Source organism: Ruegeria meonggei, from assembly GCF_900172215.1.
GTDB lineage: Bacteria > Pseudomonadota > Alphaproteobacteria > Rhodobacterales > Rhodobacteraceae > Ruegeria > Ruegeria meonggei.
Window position 1 is genome coordinate 32740 of the sequence record NZ_FWFP01000016.1, and the last position, 15907, is coordinate 48646.

Annotated in this window: 12 protein-coding genes; 9 read left to right on the top strand and 3 right to left on the bottom strand. The window is 54.5% G+C overall.

The genetic code is table 11. The features are described from left to right. Positions 1-132 precede the first annotated feature (132 nt). Positions 133-3780, bottom strand: coding sequence for an AMP-binding protein (locus RUM8411_RS20850; protein ID WP_085824660.1), 3648 nt, complete (start codon positions 3778-3780; stop codon positions 133-135). A 723-nt stretch (positions 3781-4503) separates the two neighbouring features. Between RUM8411_RS20850 and RUM8411_RS20855 the strand changes: the two genes are divergently transcribed. The 9 genes from RUM8411_RS20855 to RUM8411_RS20895 all read left to right on the top strand — a co-directional run bounded on the left by RUM8411_RS20855 (position 4504) and on the right by RUM8411_RS20895 (position 14154). Beyond that, on the top strand, positions 4504-5271 hold the full coding sequence (locus tag RUM8411_RS20855; protein WP_085824661.1) for a FadR/GntR family transcriptional regulator: 768 nt from the start codon (positions 4504-4506) through the stop codon (positions 5269-5271). Positions 5272-5425: 154 nt separating this feature from the next. Further along, positions 5426-6487 (top strand): ABC transporter substrate-binding protein, encoded by a 1062-nt coding sequence (locus RUM8411_RS20860; protein ID WP_085824662.1) that lies wholly within the window; start codon positions 5426-5428, stop codon positions 6485-6487. A 12-nt stretch (positions 6488-6499) separates the two neighbouring features. Further along, positions 6500-7315, top strand: coding sequence for an ATP-binding cassette domain-containing protein (locus RUM8411_RS20865; RefSeq protein WP_085824663.1), 816 nt, complete (start codon positions 6500-6502; stop codon positions 7313-7315). 7 nt (positions 7316-7322) lie between these two features. Continuing rightward, on the top strand, positions 7323-8525 hold the full coding sequence (locus RUM8411_RS20870; RefSeq protein WP_234995311.1) for a sugar ABC transporter permease: 1203 nt from the start codon (positions 7323-7325) through the stop codon (positions 8523-8525). Between the two features lie 9 nt (positions 8526-8534). Then, positions 8535-8987, top strand: coding sequence for a hypothetical protein (locus RUM8411_RS20875; protein ID WP_085824665.1), 453 nt, complete (start codon positions 8535-8537; stop codon positions 8985-8987). Then, positions 8984-10603 carry a GMC family oxidoreductase gene (locus tag RUM8411_RS20880; protein WP_085824666.1) on the top strand — a complete coding sequence of 540 codons (1620 nt, stop codon included), beginning with the start codon at positions 8984-8986 and terminating at the stop codon, positions 10601-10603. The genes RUM8411_RS20875 and RUM8411_RS20880 overlap by 4 nt, the downstream gene beginning before the upstream one ends. Before the next feature lie 7 nt (positions 10604-10610). After that, positions 10611-12071, top strand: a complete 1461-nt coding sequence (locus tag RUM8411_RS20885; protein ID WP_085824667.1) for an NAD-dependent succinate-semialdehyde dehydrogenase — start codon at positions 10611-10613, stop codon at positions 12069-12071. Continuing rightward, positions 12068-13237: a mandelate racemase/muconate lactonizing enzyme family protein gene (locus RUM8411_RS20890; protein WP_085824668.1), complete on the top strand. Its 1170-nt coding sequence runs from the start codon at positions 12068-12070 to the stop codon at positions 13235-13237. Before RUM8411_RS20885 ends, RUM8411_RS20890 begins: the two co-directional genes overlap by 4 nt. A gap of 8 nt (positions 13238-13245) precedes the next feature. Continuing rightward, on the top strand, positions 13246-14154 hold the full coding sequence (locus tag RUM8411_RS20895) for a 2-dehydro-3-deoxygalactonokinase (protein WP_085824669.1): 909 nt from the start codon (positions 13246-13248) through the stop codon (positions 14152-14154). Between the two features lie 609 nt (positions 14155-14763). Here RUM8411_RS20895 and RUM8411_RS20900 read toward each other — a convergent pair. Beyond that, positions 14764-15048: a hypothetical protein gene (locus RUM8411_RS20900; RefSeq protein ID WP_085824670.1), complete on the bottom strand. Its 285-nt coding sequence runs from the start codon at positions 15046-15048 to the stop codon at positions 14764-14766. A 414-nt stretch (positions 15049-15462) separates the two neighbouring features. Continuing rightward, positions 15463-15903, bottom strand: a complete 441-nt coding sequence (locus RUM8411_RS20905; RefSeq protein WP_159453934.1) for an invasion associated locus B family protein — start codon at positions 15901-15903, stop codon at positions 15463-15465. Positions 15904-15907 lie beyond the last annotated feature (4 nt).

Below are 15907 nucleotides of genomic sequence, written 5' to 3' on the forward strand. Positions count from 1 at the left end.
AGCGAGGCCAGGACCACAGATGTTACAGATGGCGGGATAAGCAGTGCCTGTTTCCCCTCTTGTCATGCGTCATCGGTGTTGTGAAATGGAACAACGGTTTCCGGCTCGCATAACCACAGTGGAAATACCACACTAAACCTGAACAGTTTCGCTACTCAGTTCTTCAGCCAGTTCGCGCCATGTTACGGTACTTTGACGGTCAAAAACATGCGCCGGTGGGGGTTTTCCAAGGAATTCCTCGATGCTCAGCATAAGTATCAGACTAAGGATAGAATCCAGAAACGGAAGGGTATTGTCGGGATCAAATCTTGCCCGCGGAACCAGACCCTCCTGACTTGCAAAGTCTCTCAGCAACTCTAGCATTGGCGGCAAGGGCTCTTCCGCGGTGTTCGCACCCTCTGCACGCCGCGCGATCAAGGCGGTCGTATTGGCGCAACCATTCTCCAAAAAGGTTTGAAGTCTCTTTCGATCCAATTTTCCGCTCGGCAGACGCGGCAGTTCCTCAATGTGAACACATCGCACAGGTGCCGCAGAGGCAAAGAACTTTTTGGTAATGGCTTGCCGCAGCTCATTTTCAAGAATGTCGGTGTCTGTCCGGCTGGTTTCGACGGCCATGGCCACCGCGTCGGCATCGCGCACAAGTATGGTTGTGACAAACACGCGGGCGACACCGTCTATGTTTTCTGCCGTTTCAGAAAGATCATTCAGCGATACTCTCCGCCCCCGGATGTTGACCACATCGTCAATTCGCCCCAGCACATCCAAGCTGCCATCCGGCAAAACCGTCACCCAGTCCTCCAAAAGAATTGGATCTTTGAGCGGATCAACCACCCGAGCTCCTGCCTGAAGGTCCTTGAACGTGCCCAGGGTCCGATCATAGCCGAGCGCCTCTACTCGACCGATTTCTCCAGGTTTCAAATCATCACCTTCAGAATTGACCGCCCGCGTCCCCGGCAACAGCATCCCACCCGGAGATCCCTGATACTTGGCGAACTCTTCACCTGACAGCTTTCCGCAAGACACATCGATGAACTCTGTTGCACCGTAACACGCGTTTAGTTCCGCCTTCGGGAACCGATTGACAAGATCCTGTATGAATCGTGCGCGACTTGGTTCGCCCCAGGGGAAAAATACGGTCAGCTCGGGCAACCGGCTGGGCGAAAAATCAGGGTTTTGCAGCATTCCATGCAACACGCTGCACGGAGCAGACAAGGCTGTTGCGGAAGTTTCAATCATAAGGTTGCAAAGCTGTTTCAGGTCTGAAAAGCCGTTGGTCGGAGGCAGGACAATTGTATGGTTCCCCACAAATGCAGGCAACGTTTCAAGGGCAGTTGCAGTGTCCCAGCGCACAACTGTCAGCAGTGTTTGTGGTTCATCATAGTTGAATACCAGCATCCGCGAGGCCATACCCGCGGCCAGAACGACTCCTTTGGGCTCTCCTGAACTGCCTGAGGTGTAGACGACATAAGCTGGGCGCTGAAGGTCGAGAGGTGGCAATGCCGGGGGTTCGGCAAAACTCTCCAACAAGAATTCCAGCGCGGCTTCATCACAGTCGTCGCCAATGATCAGTGCGTTCCTGCCCTCCAGCTCTGGGGCCGCAGCAATCAAACGGCTCCACAGCGAAAAAGTCACGACAATCAAATCAGGATTAAAGGCCGTTAAACGGTCAGTAAGCTGAACGTCGGAATCCTCTGGCAATCCAACGCAAAGCAAACTGCCGGCTGCAGTTGAAGCCAGCTGTGTCACAACTGCAGCAGGACTGGCTGGCAACAAGCACAAGATCCGGTGCTGATCCTCGAAACTGCGTTCGGAATTGGTATGGTTTGGTGCAGTATCCTGAAAATGCAGCAGCATGTTGGACATACGCAAGCACAAGCTCGCAAGACTTGCATAGGTGACGGAACCCGATGCCGTTCGTATGGCGATATGGGTTGGGTCAAAACCAGAAAGCCAGCACAGCTTGCTTTCACGCACCGCATCGCTTTGCAGCCAGGTGCTCAGCTCAATCAACTCTCGCTTGGGTGATGGGCCCCCGTAAGCGGCTAACAAATGTCTCTGAACCGGCATCTTCTGCATCAAAACAAAGTGTCGACAAGCACGCGCAAGTTGCTGGGTAAGCCACAACGTGCGGACCAGGTTTGCTCCCGCCCGGGGCGGTGGGTCAAGCGGGACAATGTCGATGATCTGAGTACCGTCGCCGTCTACCCAAGTCGCAGCAAAGCAAACATCTGCACCGCTGGATATCGCCAGTTGCGCGGGAAACCCCGGCAATTTGGCGGGCCGCGTTAACCACGGGACAAACAATCTTCTACCAGGTGCCTTGGTGCCGTCGAAATAGATCTGTAGCACCTCACCCGAACGCAAACGCTCCAGGTACTGGCTTGCGTGAGTATTGCGTTTGTTCAACCAACGACCAGATAAGGTGATGTCAAACCCTTTTTTTCGTGCCGCGGTCAAAAAGCCCGCAGCCTCGGCGGGGTCGCCGATCTCAGGCGCGATTGTGACAATGGTTTGAACAGGTTTTCCCATGCCCGCCAGTGCGATTTGCAATAGCCTTGAAGCGTGGGCAAGGTTTTGGGCGTGAGGAGAGAAAACCACCGTTCCCTTGGCCCTGGCAGATGCCTGTTCCAACCAGGCTTTTGCTCGACTGGTAAGAGCAGGTGCTACACCCTGTGCCATCTTTTTGGGTGAGTAATTGTAGTCTTGATCTGCTGCTAACGCGATTGGCATGGCTTCTTTCCCCACCACGCGCACCCCTTGTTTTGCCGCTGAATCTATCAAAGGATCGGCCCCAAAGGCGGCCCTTCCTGCCGCAAGTCGAGACAGCTTGTCGAACAATTTCCTTTTCGCTCCGCCCTTCTTTGGCAAGGACAGATGACCGGACATCGCACGCAGCAGCGACGCTTCGACGTTGTAGGTTTGGCCCGTTGCAATAGCTTCTTCAAACGCGTCGACCAGGCGCTTTCCGTCCACCCAATTCCAGTGCGAAAACATCACGAAACGGGCCATCGGCGGCAAGGGGCGTGTAGCAGCTACCAACTTGGACTTGTAGCTCTCATCAAGTCCATTGTTCATAAATCCAAGAAGGGAAAGGGCACGCAAAGGATCGGTTGAAACGCCGGCAAGCAACGCGTCAAGACCCGCCGCGCTATGGACCCCTTCATTGTAGAGGGTATCCACGATCTTTTGATTTTCTGTTCGCCACAGGGTTTCAGATATTATCTTCGAACCGCTCGTATTTTCAGATTTCTCGCTCCGGCGACCAACCAACCAGCTTCCGCATTGCGGGATCGGATCCCCGTTCTCCAGTCTGTTTAACTGTTCCTGAAGCGGCTCGAATCTATCGTGCAGATTGGCTTCGTTTTGCAGTAGCAATTCGCGAGCGCGGCCAAAGGCACGCATGGTGGTAAGGTGAAGAATTCTTTCACCAATGCGTTCAGCGCTGTCACTTGGAACTCCGCCCATAACCTCGTTTGCTTCAAGGTCTCGTGCCGTTTTCAATGAGTTGAGTGCTGCGTCAACTTCTCGTGGCAATGTCCAACGAGAAACTTTTGCAAGGTTCGAATGTGGTAGTGACTTGAGAACGGCCCTGCCCAGCCGTCTACGAGACGCTACACCGAAAGAAAGCAGTAACCAGCCCGCCCCACAAATTTGGTTTTGTCGCACATTGTAGTCATAACCAACGAAGTGAAGCCCAGAATTTGGATATTCTGGAGAGGTCTCTGCCTGGCGGTCCAATCCTTCGGAAATTGAACCCAAGATTTTTTTCAGCGTATTCATGATAGGTTCGCAAGTGCCGCCTGATTTTTCTGCCTGCCCGGAGATTTGCTTTTATCCTGCAAACTCTTTCCCGATACAATGGACCCGCATTCAGAAAAGTCGCAAAAAGCAGCCTGTCAGCGATGGATGGATCGAAAGCGCGGAGGTTGTGTCGCAAGCCTGAGACTATGGTTGATCAAATTGCGTATCCTGGTGCTTGTTGGGTTAAAATCAATCGAACAAGTTTCACTATAACCTCTTTGAAAGGTTATCCCTTTCCCTAGCAAGCGGTTCTGAATGAGGTGTTTCTTTCTATCACACCACTTTAAATGGATGGGCTTCGAAACACTCGCCGGTGATCGCAGTTCGAGCGCAACAGAAAAGGCGCTCTACGCTGATTTCCAAGCCCATGGATGAGACCTTTTTAGCGTTCGTGGCGAATGGGTGCATTTCTATCGAGTTGCCGAAAAAGTAAGGAACACCCTGGGTTTCATGCTGAGTGAGTCGAGACGGCGCAAATACTTTCCGGACCGAAGAGGAATACGGGCAAAAAAAATCCAAACTCAAATATGACGCAAGCCAAACCGTCGCTCTACCAGTTCCCGAAACAAGGACTACCAGTCCCTATAAGCCTATATTTGGCAAACACTTGGGTGAAAGTTGAGCCATCTCATAATTTCACAATCACCTCTAGGCAGGCAATACATCTGGACAATGGAAACATCAGATGTTTAAGATCATCCTATGAGCGAGCTTTTATTTTACGATCTGAAAGATACAGCTGGTGTGGCACCTGGCCTTGCAACTCAGGTGTGCCGTGAGCTTGGGCGGCGCATCGTTGCCGGGCATTTCCCGGAAGGCGGTTTGATCGACGACGAAAACAAGCTGTGCACCCGTTTCGGGGTCAGTAAATCTGTTGTACGTGAGGCAATCAAATTGCTGGTTAGCAAGGGGCTGCTGGAAGTGCGCCGCGGCAGTGGTACGCGAGTGCGGTGGCGCGCAAGTTGGAACCTTCTGGATGATGATGTGCTGGCCTGGCATCAGGGCATTGAACCGAAGCCCGAGTTTCTTCGTCAGTTGATGGACGTAAGACAAATGGTAGAGCCCAATGCTGCGGGCTGGGCGGCTCAAACGGCAACGCCAAAGCAGATCGAAGATATTCGCAAAGCGCAGCAAGACATGGAGCAAGCGAGCTCGATCCAGGATTTTGTGGTCGCAGACGCGCTTTTTCATCGTTCTGTCCTGCGCGCCGCGAATAACGAAGTGCTTATCGCTCTGGAGGGTGTGATCTTTTCGGCGCTCCTAAGCTCAATCAAAGTGACAAACAGCGACCCGCGCGAAAACAAACGTTCGCTGCCGCTGCACAGGCGGGTGTTGAGGGCCATTGAGGCTCAGGACAGTGAGGTCGCCACATCGGCGATGCGCGAGCATTTGGCCGATACCTATGAGCGCCTTTCAGGGGCTCTGCCAGATTTCAGCATCAAACGTGGGGCAAGCGAACAAAAGGGATGAGATACCCACTGTCCGGGAAGGTGGCCGGGCTAGTGGTGACGACACGAGACATGCTTCTACCCAGCCTCGCGTCGTCAGGTTGGCCCGAAGAAACGGGAGAACTCCACCAGATAATCCGGCGCTACGCGCCAGAAACATCGACGAGGAGGATATGATGTTTTCAAAGCTTTCGAAAGGCCTGCTGGCCGGAACTGTCGCGACGTCTGCGTTGCTGGCAGCCGAGATGGCATCGGCAGAAGACATGGTTGCTCTGTTGCTGCCGGAAAACGTGAATCCACGCTGGGAACAGCAGGATGCAGCGGCGTTTGTGCGCACCATGGGCGAGATTGCACCCGACGTGAAAGTTGAGGTGTTCAATGCCAACAATGATACCGCCACACAGCAGCGACAGGCTGAGCAAGCGCTGACGCAAGGCGCAAAGGTTCTTGTTGTCATTCCTATCGACGGTGAGAGCTCGGCCATTATTGCGGATACGGCTGCCGAAGAAGGTATTCCGACGATTGCCTATGACCGGATGATCAACTCGCCCAACACAACATTCTGGGTGCAGGCCGATCTGGAAGGCATGGGGTTCGATCAGGCAACCCATGTGATCGAGAACACCAAAGACGGCGATACTCTCGTAATGCTCAAAGGGTCGCCGACCGATCCGAATGCGGCTGTCATCCACAATGGCCAGTTGCGCGCACTCACACCTCTGTTTGAAAGTGGTGCACGGGTCATGGGCTATGAAAACTGGACACAAGGCTGGGACCCCGCCATTGCGCGTCGTTCGATGGATCAGGCGCTGACTCAACTCGATAACAACGTTCAAGGTGTCGTTTCTTCCAACGACGGGAACGCCGGTGCTGCTATTGCCGCAATGGAAGAACAGGGGATGGCCGGAACGGTCCCGGTCTCTGGATTGGACTGCACGGTACAGGCACAACAATTGATGCTGTTGGGTAAGCAAACGCAATGCGGCTGGCGCCCGCTTGAAGACATGGCAGCCGCTGCGGCTCAGGTCACGGTTCGCTTGGTGAGTGGTGAAGATTTTTCTGATCTTGCGCCACAAACTGTGACCAACGGTGTCGGAGCTGACGTGGCCTACGTGCCGGTTGGTTCATACTCGGCTATCGGCGCAGAAGGTGTCGCCTACGTGATCGAGAACGATGCGTCGATCACCAAGGATATGGTCTGCCAGGGCGAAGCAGCCGCAACCGACTTCTGTAAGTAACAAGGTCAAGTTATGACGTTTGAAAACACAATGGTGGGGCAAGCTGCCCCACCAGCGCACCTTGCTGTGCGTGGGATTCAAAAACGGTTTGGCGGAGTGCACGCGCTACGCGGCGTTGACTTTGAGGTCGCCCGCGGTGAAGTGATGGCCTTAGTCGGCGACAACGGCGCGGGCAAATCCACGCTGATGAAAGTGCTCGCCGGAGCGCATCTTGCCGACGACGGTGAGTTTTTGCTCGACGGCAAGCCCGTCGAAATGTCCACGCCCAATGATGCAACCGAGCTTGGCATTCAGATCGTCTATCAGGACCTTGCTCTGTGCGAAAATCTGGATGTTTCAGCCAACCTGTCCCTGGGGGCCGAACCCGTTAAACCCGGCTGGAGTTTCCTGCCGCACCTCCTGCGTCCGCTTGACGATCTGGAAATGGAAGTGAAGGCCAAGAAAGCCATCGACAAGCTTGAAGTTCGCACATTGCAATCTGTTCGGGCCAAAGTAGGCGGACTTTCAGGTGGTCAGCGTCAAGCCATTGCGATTGCCCGCGCCGTCGGGACGGAAAGCTCAGTGGTCATGCTGGATGAACCCACGGCCGCACTTGGTGTCGCACAGACACGCCAGGTTCTGGAGGTTGTCAAACGACTGCGCGAGACGAACCACGCAGTCGTCTACATCTCGCACAACATGCGCGACATTTTTGAAGTCTCAGATCGGATCACCGTCCTGCGCCACGGCAGCAACGTCGCCACCTACACAACTTCAGATACGAACCCGGATGAAATTGTCGTCGCCATGACGCGTGGCTTGGATACGGAGAACGGCAATGCAGCCTGAGGCCAAAATGACGTTTCTTGACCGGTTCAGCGCTATGCGCGAGACGCAGTTCGGAGCCTTTGTACCTGTTCTCCTCGCGCTGGCAGCAATCTGGGGGTATTTCGGCCTTGTTTTGCCACTGATTGATCTGATGAGCGGGGAAGCAGACAGCTTTCGTGCGATCTTTCTAAGCCCCCGCAATATCTACAACTTGTTTATGCAATCTGCAGTGATTGCTACGCTGGCGGTCGGGATCACTATCGTTTTGCTGCTTGGTGACATTGACCTGTCAGCAGCCGCAACCGCAGGCGTTTGTGCCGCACTTTTGGGTGTGCTTGTGTTGAGCGGCGTGCCCGGCTGGCTGGCTTGTATCATCGTTATTTTCGTGGGCATCGTCATGGGAGCGGCACAGGGTCTTCTGATCGCCTACGTGGGCATTCCTTCTTTCGTCGTTACGCTCGCGGGGCTTCTTGGGTATCAGGGCCTGATGCAGAAAATTCTGCCGACGGGCAACCTGAACGTCGGTGACCCCTTCGTTCGCGGAATTGCCCGGGTTCTTATACCGGACTTGTGGGGAATTGTGCTGGGATTGGCAGTTGTAGGAATGTTCGCCTACGCCAACTTGCGCAAGCAATCCCGACGCAAGACACTTGGGCTGGAGCAAGACAGTCCGCTAGCCTTGTGGAGTCAGGTGATCGCCTTTGCAGCCATTGTTGTAGCGGTCGTTTTCACGCTCAACGCCTATCGCTCCTTGCCATTGTTGCTTGTGTTGCTGGTCGCAATCACTGCTCTTCTGGGGTGGATCACAACAAGCACGCCGTATGGTCGATCCCTTTTTGCTGTTGGCGGCAATCCGGAAAGTGCTCGGCGCGTCGGCATGAAGGTCAAGCGACTAAGAGTATCCGCCTTTGCAATCGTCGGGTTTATGGCCGCAATCGGGGGAATTTTTGGAGCTTCGCGTTACGGATCGGTTTCCTACACGGCATTCGCCGGTGGTTCACTGCTGCTTGAAGCAATTGGGGCCGCAGTGATTGGTGGTACATCACTCTTTGGCGGTCGCGGGTCCGTTTGGAATGCCATCCTTGGCGCATTGGTTATTGGCTCGCTCGGAAACGGGCTGGACCTAACCGGGGCGAGTGCTGCGGACAAGTTGATGGTCTCGGGCGCAATTTTGCTTTTGGCCGTTGCGATTGATGCTCTGTCGCGTCCAGGCAATGGAAGCGGAAGATAGGAGGCCGCAATGTCAGAACATTCGAATATCGATCCACAATCACCGCTTGATGCAATCCTTGATGTTCTTATCCCCGCAAACCCCAGCCGAAACATCCCTGCGGCAGGTCAACTAGGTGTGGCTACATTTGTCACAGAGGCGGCGGCGCAAAAAAACGCTCTCAACACTGCGCTCATCGCCTTGCTTTCGCGCGCTGGGGAATTGGCGGACGGTATTACCCCCGATACCGTCCGTCAGTTGGAAACCGAACTGCCCGAGGCGTTCAACCTTTTGCTCGTGGAAACCTACAAAGGGTATTACAGCCGACCGGACATTCGGGCGCTTGTCGGGGTTGGAGCACATCCTGTGCACCCAGCCGGGTATGAAGTTGCCAGTGAGTCGCCAGAACTTCTGAACGAACTGACAGCGCCAGTTCGTGCCCGCGGGCCAGTGTTTCGCGACCCGCCCGGAGGCCAGGCATGAATAATGATCCTGTTGATGTCCTGATCATTGGTGCAGGAGCATCAGGAGCTGCAATCGCCTGGTCGCTGTTGGAAACGAGGATGCGAATTCTGTGTCTGGAACAGGGCGACCATCTGCCGGACAAAGACTTCCCTTCGCGTCACGAGGACTATGAGATCGCTCGATATGGTGCGTTTTCCTGCGACCCCAATGTGCGCCGGTTGCAGCAGGACTATCCGATTAACTCGGATGACAGCTGTATCACGCCGGTGAACTGGAATGGCGTAGGCGGGTCCACGATCAATTTTCTTGGCCATTGGCCGCGCATGCGCCCGTCAGACTTTCGGACCAAATCGCTGGATGGAGTTGGTGAGGATTGGCCGCTCGACTATCATACGCTTGCGCCGTTTTATGACATGAATGACCACAATACGGGCGTCTCTGGATTAGGTGGTAATCCGGCGTATCCCGACTATAAGCCGCCACATCCGCCAATTCCAATTGGCAAACTGGGGCAAACGCTGGCGCGCGGTTTCAACGAAAAGGGCTGGCACTGGTGGCCGTCGGATGTGGCCATCCTCAGTGAAGACGACGATGGCCGCCAGAAATGCGTGAATGCCGGGACCTGCGACCTTGGTTGTGCGGCAGGGGCCAAAGGCGGGACCAATTTCACTTATTGGCCGATGCTTGAAAATGCAGGTGTCGAGCTGCGTACCAGGGCGCGCGTTCGCGAAATCCTGGTGGACGAGTCCACAGGCTTCGCAACGGGTGTGCTTTTTCATGGTGCCGACGGGCGCGTGCATGAACAAAAAGCCGAGCTTGTCATCGTCGCCTGCAACGGTGTTGGCACACCTCGTCTGCTGCTGAATTCCAAATCCAGGCTGTTCCCTGATGGCCTGGCCAACAGGTCTGGGAAGGTGGGAAAGAACTTAATGTTCCATCCACTTACGGGGGTTGCAGGCGTTTTCGAAGAACCGATGAAAGGGCACGAAGGGCCGATGGCCTGTTCGATCCTGTCCCAGGAGTTTTACGAGAGCGACCCCACCCGCGGCTTTGTCCGTGGCTATGGCCTTCATTCAGGGCGGTCGACCACGCCGATGACCTATGCACTTGGCGGTTATGGGATCGATAGCCCTATCCCATGGGGGGCTGAGCACCGAGAGATTATGGACAACGTCTATCCCTACCTCGCTGGCCTCACCGTGGTGACCGAGGACCTGCCGGAAGAGCATAACTGTGTCACACTCGACCCGGACCTGACGGATAGTGATGGAATACCGGCCCCAAAGATAACCTATAAGCTGGGTGACAACACGCGCGCGATGCTTAGGCATGGCGAGGACCGGGCGAAAGAGGTTCTCCTTGCGGCTGGCGCCAAGCGCATCCTGACTAAAGGTGATGACAAGGTCTGGTGGCGCGCGGGATGGCATCAGATGGGCACCTGCCGCCTGGGCAACAATCCTGAGACGTCCGTTGTCAACAGCTGGGGGCGCTGTCATGACGTGAAGAACCTTTTCATCGTGGACGGATCGATTTTTGTTACGGCCGGGGCGGTGAACCCCACCTCCACGATCCAAGCGCTGGCGCTCTATATCGGCGACCAGATTAAAACCAACATCGCAACGCTGTTTGATTGAGGTGGCCATGGAGTTTTCGACGCAAATCTACATTGACGGCGCACTGACAGATGGCAGCGGACGCAAAGAGGTAATCAATCCAGCCACTGAAGAAAACATCGCCACGGTCACCACGGCAGGCTTTGAGGATGTCGAACGCGCATTGCAATCGGCAAAATCAGCGTTTCCCAAGTGGGCTGCGACATCCATCGTAGACCGGCAAATGTGGATGCGACGGCTACGCGATGAGGTGATTGCCCATGAAGAATTTCTGCGCGACTGCGTGCATCATGAGATGGGCAAGCCTTGGGCTCAAACCCATGAGGATTGGGACAGGTTGGTTGTCTCACTGGATTTTTACGCCGAAGAAATTGCCCGCATTCAGGATTACGGCGTTTCCGACCGGGCTGGAACCCATGCACATCGCATGGTCTATGAACCTGCCGGTGTGGCTGTAGCCTATCTTGCATGGAATTTCCCTTTGTTGAATCTGGCGTTCAAGATTGGCCCGGCCATGGCGGCGGGGTGCCCGATCATCATCCGCCCGTCCGAGGCGACGCCTATTTCTGCTTACGCAGTCGGCGAATTGTGCGCAAAAATCGGTCTACCCAAGGGCGTGGTGCAGATTTTCGGCACAGATAGCTACGATGTGGCGGATACTCTTTCGGCCTCTACCATTCCACAGGTGGTGACTTTGATCGGGTCGACCAAGACCGGACAACACATCATGCGCACCGGTGCCACATCCATCAAACGCTATTCGATGGAACTTGGAGGCAACGCACCGGTTATCGTGTTCGAAGACGCCGACCTTGATTTGGCGGCTGACATCGTAACAGGAGTAAAGTTCTCGAATGCCGGGCAAATCTGCGTTTCACCCAACCGCGTTTTCGTAGCCGAGGCAGTGCGTGAGGAGTTCACCGACAAGGTTGTGGCCCAGGCAAGGGCGGCGAAGGTCGGGTTCGACAAGACAGCGGACATTACAACCGGCCCAGTGATTGACGCCCGCGCCTGGGCGCGCATCAAGGGTTTGATTGACGATGCAATCGCGGATGGTGCGAACCTTCTCGTCGGCGGCGACAGGCCCGTGCACCTGAGTAAAGGTCACTACATTGCACCAACCGTTTTGGATAAAGTGACCGAAACAATGGGGGTCTACCGACAAGAAACCTTCGGTCCGGTTGTTAGTCTGATCCCCTTCGCGGATGAAACCCGGCTTGTTGAAATGGCCAATGATTGCGAAGAGGGCGGGCTGACGGCCTACCTATTTACCCGCGATTTGGGCCGGGCCGAACACTATGCCGCGCAGTTGCGCTATGGCGAAATTCAAATCAATGGGGTGAAGTACGATATCGACCTGCCGCATGGCGGGATTGGTCAGTCGGGTATTGGGCATGATTGCTCAAACCTCGCACTGCACGAATATCTTGTGCAAAAGCGGATCACGCGCGCCCTCGATACGACCGGATTTGGAGGGTTGAACCCATGAAGATTACCCGCGTTACCAGCCATGTTCTGAGTTACGACCTGCCCAAGCCACTTGGGTATTCACAGCAATACTATCACAAGCGTACTGCGCATCTGGTCGAGGTGGAAACCGACGAAGGTGTCACAGGTTGGGGCGAGTGTTTTGGCGCAGGCAACATTGCCCTAGCCAACAAAGGGATCGTCGAGCAGGTGATCCAGCCAATGGTTCTGGGCATGGACCCTTTGGACCGGGATGTGATCTGGCACAAGGTTTACAATCTGATGCGCGATCATGGGCAAAAGGGAATGCCGCTTCAGTCACTTTCGGGCGTCGACATCGCGCTGTGGGACATTGCAGGCAAAATCGCGGGCCTGCCTCTGCATAAACTCATCGGGGGCACCCATCGCGACCGCATTCAGGTTTACGGATATGGAATGATGCTACGCCCTGAGAGCGCGGACAATCTGGTTTCCCGCTTCAAAGACGAGGCCGCTGCAATTAAGGAAATGGGGTTCTGTGCGACAAAGATGAAAGTGGGGCTTGGCCCAAGGGATGACGTGCGCTTGATCGAAGCGGTACGCAAAGGCGTCGGCGATGACTATCGCTTTATGATCGACGCAAACCATGCCTACACGACCCATGACGCATTCTATGTGGGTCGCGCGATGGAAGAGTTCGACCCCTATTGGTTCGAAGAACCCGTCGCCCCGGAAGATCTTGACGGATATCGCGAACTGCGTGCCGGTTTGAACGTCAATATCTCGGGAGGTGAGGCTGAATTCAACCGATGGGGCTGGCGCGCCCTGTTGGAAAGCCGGGGATTGGATATCGCGCAGCCAGAAGTGTGTGCTCTGGGTGGGATCACTGAATACCAACGGGTTTTGGCGTTGTGCCATGCGCACTTTACGCCAGTTGTGAATCACGTTTGGGGTTCAGCCGTCGCAGTAGCCACCAACATGCACCTTCTCGCGGCCATGCCGCCCCTGCCAGGCGGGTTGTTCCCGTGGGAACCGATGCTCGAGTTTGATACCACCGACAATAAGTTTCGGGATGAACTGCTTGTGGATCCGCTGAACATTCAATCCCAAGTCGCATCGACCGGTGGGTTTGTCGCCATTCCAACCGGGCCTGGTCTGGGTGTAGAGCCGGACCGGGACTTCATCCTCCGATACGATATCTGCAGTTGAATCGCGCTATGTCTCACCCTTCCTTGATTGCTGTCGACTGGGGAACCACTGGTTTTCGGTTATGGGTGCTGGATTCATGCGGGAACACTCTTGCCTCGATCGATGGTCCATTTGGCATGTCAAATCTTGAACCCAGCGACTTTGGTCGCGTACTTGAAGAAAGCCTGAATGAACTGGGCATAGGTCAGGATGTTCCAGCCATTATCTGTGGCATGGCGGGCGCCGCGCAAGGTTGGTGCGAGGCCCCTTACCTATTGGCACCAACGCGTCTCGATGAGCTTGGGGCGGGCGCAATCAGAGTCAGTAACACATCGCGTGAGGTATGCATACTTCCAGGGGTAAAGCAGCAGTCACCAGCCAATGTCATGCGCGGGGAAGAAACTCAGATTGCCGGGTTGATTCATCTTGTCCCCGATTTTCACGGCATCGTTTGCCTGCCAGGAACACACACGAAGTGGGTCCGGGTTGCGGATGGTGCCATCATCGAATTTGAAACCTGTATGACCGGCGAGCAATTCGCGTTCTTATCCAAAGCATCCGTGTTGTCGCACTCGATGCCAGACGATGGGTGGAGCGACTGCGCCTTTCAGGCGGCAATTCGGTTGGTAGCCGATGATCCTGCCGCCGTCCCGCGTCGCCTTTTTGCAATCCGTGCGGATATGCTGGTTGCAAAGCAAACCAGCGCGCAAGCCCGCGCCACTCTTTCAGGTCTATTGATCGGTCAAGAATTTATGGCAGTAAGACAGTACTGGCTGGATCAAACGGTGACTTTGATTGGAGTGTCAGCACTGTGCGAACTTTACCTGACGGCTTTGGACATAATGGGAGCTAGTGGGAGGGTCGTGGAGGTCTCAGAAATAACTTTGAGAGGGCTCACGGCGGCTTATCAACACCAACAAGACGGCATCGGTGTTTAGAGAAAAGCCGCCGCACGCGCTGAGCTTGTCAAAGAGGAATTGGCAGACATTTAGGTCGCAAATGGCAAATCTATGTGTCGCCCCGCAACTGTCGCCGGGCCTGAACGGCATAAAATGTAGGGAAACTGCGTGCCAGTGCGTAGGAAGAACCGGCTTTCTTAACTTGGAGACGACACGCGACCAGCGCGGCGCTTGTCCCCTAACCGGCCCGACGCATGGTTCAAGCGGATCAGAGTGTATTCAGAATAGCCAAACAAGTGGAGTTCGAACTCCACTTTCGGACCGCAAGCGAGAGACAGCGGAATTCGATGCAATTAATCTTATTGTTATCGGGATGATGAGACCGGCTTACCGGTTACAGCGCCCCACTATTCGATGATACCAGGGCTGAGCTGAACGCACTTTACTGCGTCGATTCCCTGCCCTGTCCAAAACAGTAGAGTGAATAACTTCTGACCGCTGCACTGAAACTGCCATTCCGGCAGCAAAGTCATTCCATTGACAGGAAACACCGCAAAGGGGTCGTGAATCGTTGGGACGGAAATCGGAGCAGCCGACGTCCGGATAGAACTCGGTCACTAGCTGAAGGTACAGAGTATGCTCTGGTAGTCAAAATCGACATGTAATAGATGAAGGGCGTTCAACCGGTGAGCACAAATTTGCTTTTTCAAGAACAACCGTTTGAGCATCTGCGATGCCGCTTTTGAGCTTGCTCCATTCAGTGAACAGTTTTGGAATAAGCTGCGATGCTCGACAGATCGGCAGAACCAGTAGTTCTGTCATCACCGTTTTCTTGATTGCGAAAAGTAAATCAGGTTTCCACTGGGTACCGTCAATCACTGCACGATCCAGCCTGCGAACGAAACCGACCGGGTCGACGACGATGGGCAGCACGACTGTTGTATCCTACAATGCCAGAATAAAAGTTGCCGATGGCAATGTCGGTCGCAAAAGTTGATTTACCAAATTGCCGTTGTCCAACGATCAGAACAACACATGTATCAGATGACGCTTGTATCATTTTTTAGCAAATCAGGGGTGTGGGCTAGCGTCACCTGGCTTCGACTGATTGAAAATACGCAGCTAGCCGTCTGAAATCCCAGTGAGGTGGATTGAAAACTCAAGGTCCTATTTCGAGTGTCTCAACGAGTTTGCTTTTGCCCTGTCAGATGATTGGACGCAGTCTCTTGGCCCTCCGTTTCCTGATATTGACGGAGGACCTGTTCAAATGGGGAAGTTCAGTTCGAGGCACGCTCAGACGAACAACCACCCGGCACGGAATGAACGTCGCAATACAGGACGAGGCATTTAAGGCAAAAGATCAGACACTTGGCTGAAGCCCGTCAAATCAAAGCCCAGCGAAACTGGTTCCCCATTTCTGTTTTTGGCATCAATTGTCAGTTGTTTACCTGCGCGCATCGATCTCACCCAATCGGATGAAACCGGCGAGCGCGCATAACAGCCCTGTGCTTCACACGTCAGAAACTCCAACTTTGCCACATCTACAGAGTCTATCTTTGCGGTCAAACCGTCGCTGAAAAGCAGTCCAAACGGCAGAGTCAGAACAACTTCGGTTTCGTCTTGCCCTGCCGCTTTAACAAACGCGATAGACGCCAACCTCTGATTGCTTTCGCTTAAAACGATGCTTTGGGTCATCTCACAGATCAACTCAGTCCCGTTGACCAGATTGCCGCAAGTGATCGACCAGGGAGGCGTTTCATTTTCTTGTGCAGCCAGTGGTTGTGCCAATCCC

Bases quoted from the DNA above. Each gene is read 5' to 3' on its own strand.
- RUM8411_RS20850 (WP_085824660.1), bottom strand. From the start codon at position 3,780: ATGAATACGCTGAAAAAAATCTTGGGTTCAATTTCCGAAGGATTGGAC.
- RUM8411_RS20855 (WP_085824661.1), top strand. From the start codon at position 4,504: ATGAGCGAGCTTTTATTTTACGATCTGAAAGATACAGCTGGTGTGGCA.
- RUM8411_RS20860 (WP_085824662.1), top strand. From the start codon at position 5,426: ATGTTTTCAAAGCTTTCGAAAGGCCTGCTGGCCGGAACTGTCGCGACG.
- RUM8411_RS20865 (WP_085824663.1), top strand. From the start codon at position 6,500: ATGACGTTTGAAAACACAATGGTGGGGCAAGCTGCCCCACCAGCGCAC.
- RUM8411_RS20870 (WP_234995311.1), top strand. From the start codon at position 7,323: ATGACGTTTCTTGACCGGTTCAGCGCTATGCGCGAGACGCAGTTCGGA.
- RUM8411_RS20875 (WP_085824665.1), top strand. From the start codon at position 8,535: ATGTCAGAACATTCGAATATCGATCCACAATCACCGCTTGATGCAATC.
- RUM8411_RS20880 (WP_085824666.1), top strand. From the start codon at position 8,984: ATGAATAATGATCCTGTTGATGTCCTGATCATTGGTGCAGGAGCATCA.
- RUM8411_RS20885 (WP_085824667.1), top strand. From the start codon at position 10,611: ATGGAGTTTTCGACGCAAATCTACATTGACGGCGCACTGACAGATGGC.
- RUM8411_RS20890 (WP_085824668.1), top strand. From the start codon at position 12,068: ATGAAGATTACCCGCGTTACCAGCCATGTTCTGAGTTACGACCTGCCC.
- RUM8411_RS20895 (WP_085824669.1), top strand. From the start codon at position 13,246: ATGTCTCACCCTTCCTTGATTGCTGTCGACTGGGGAACCACTGGTTTT.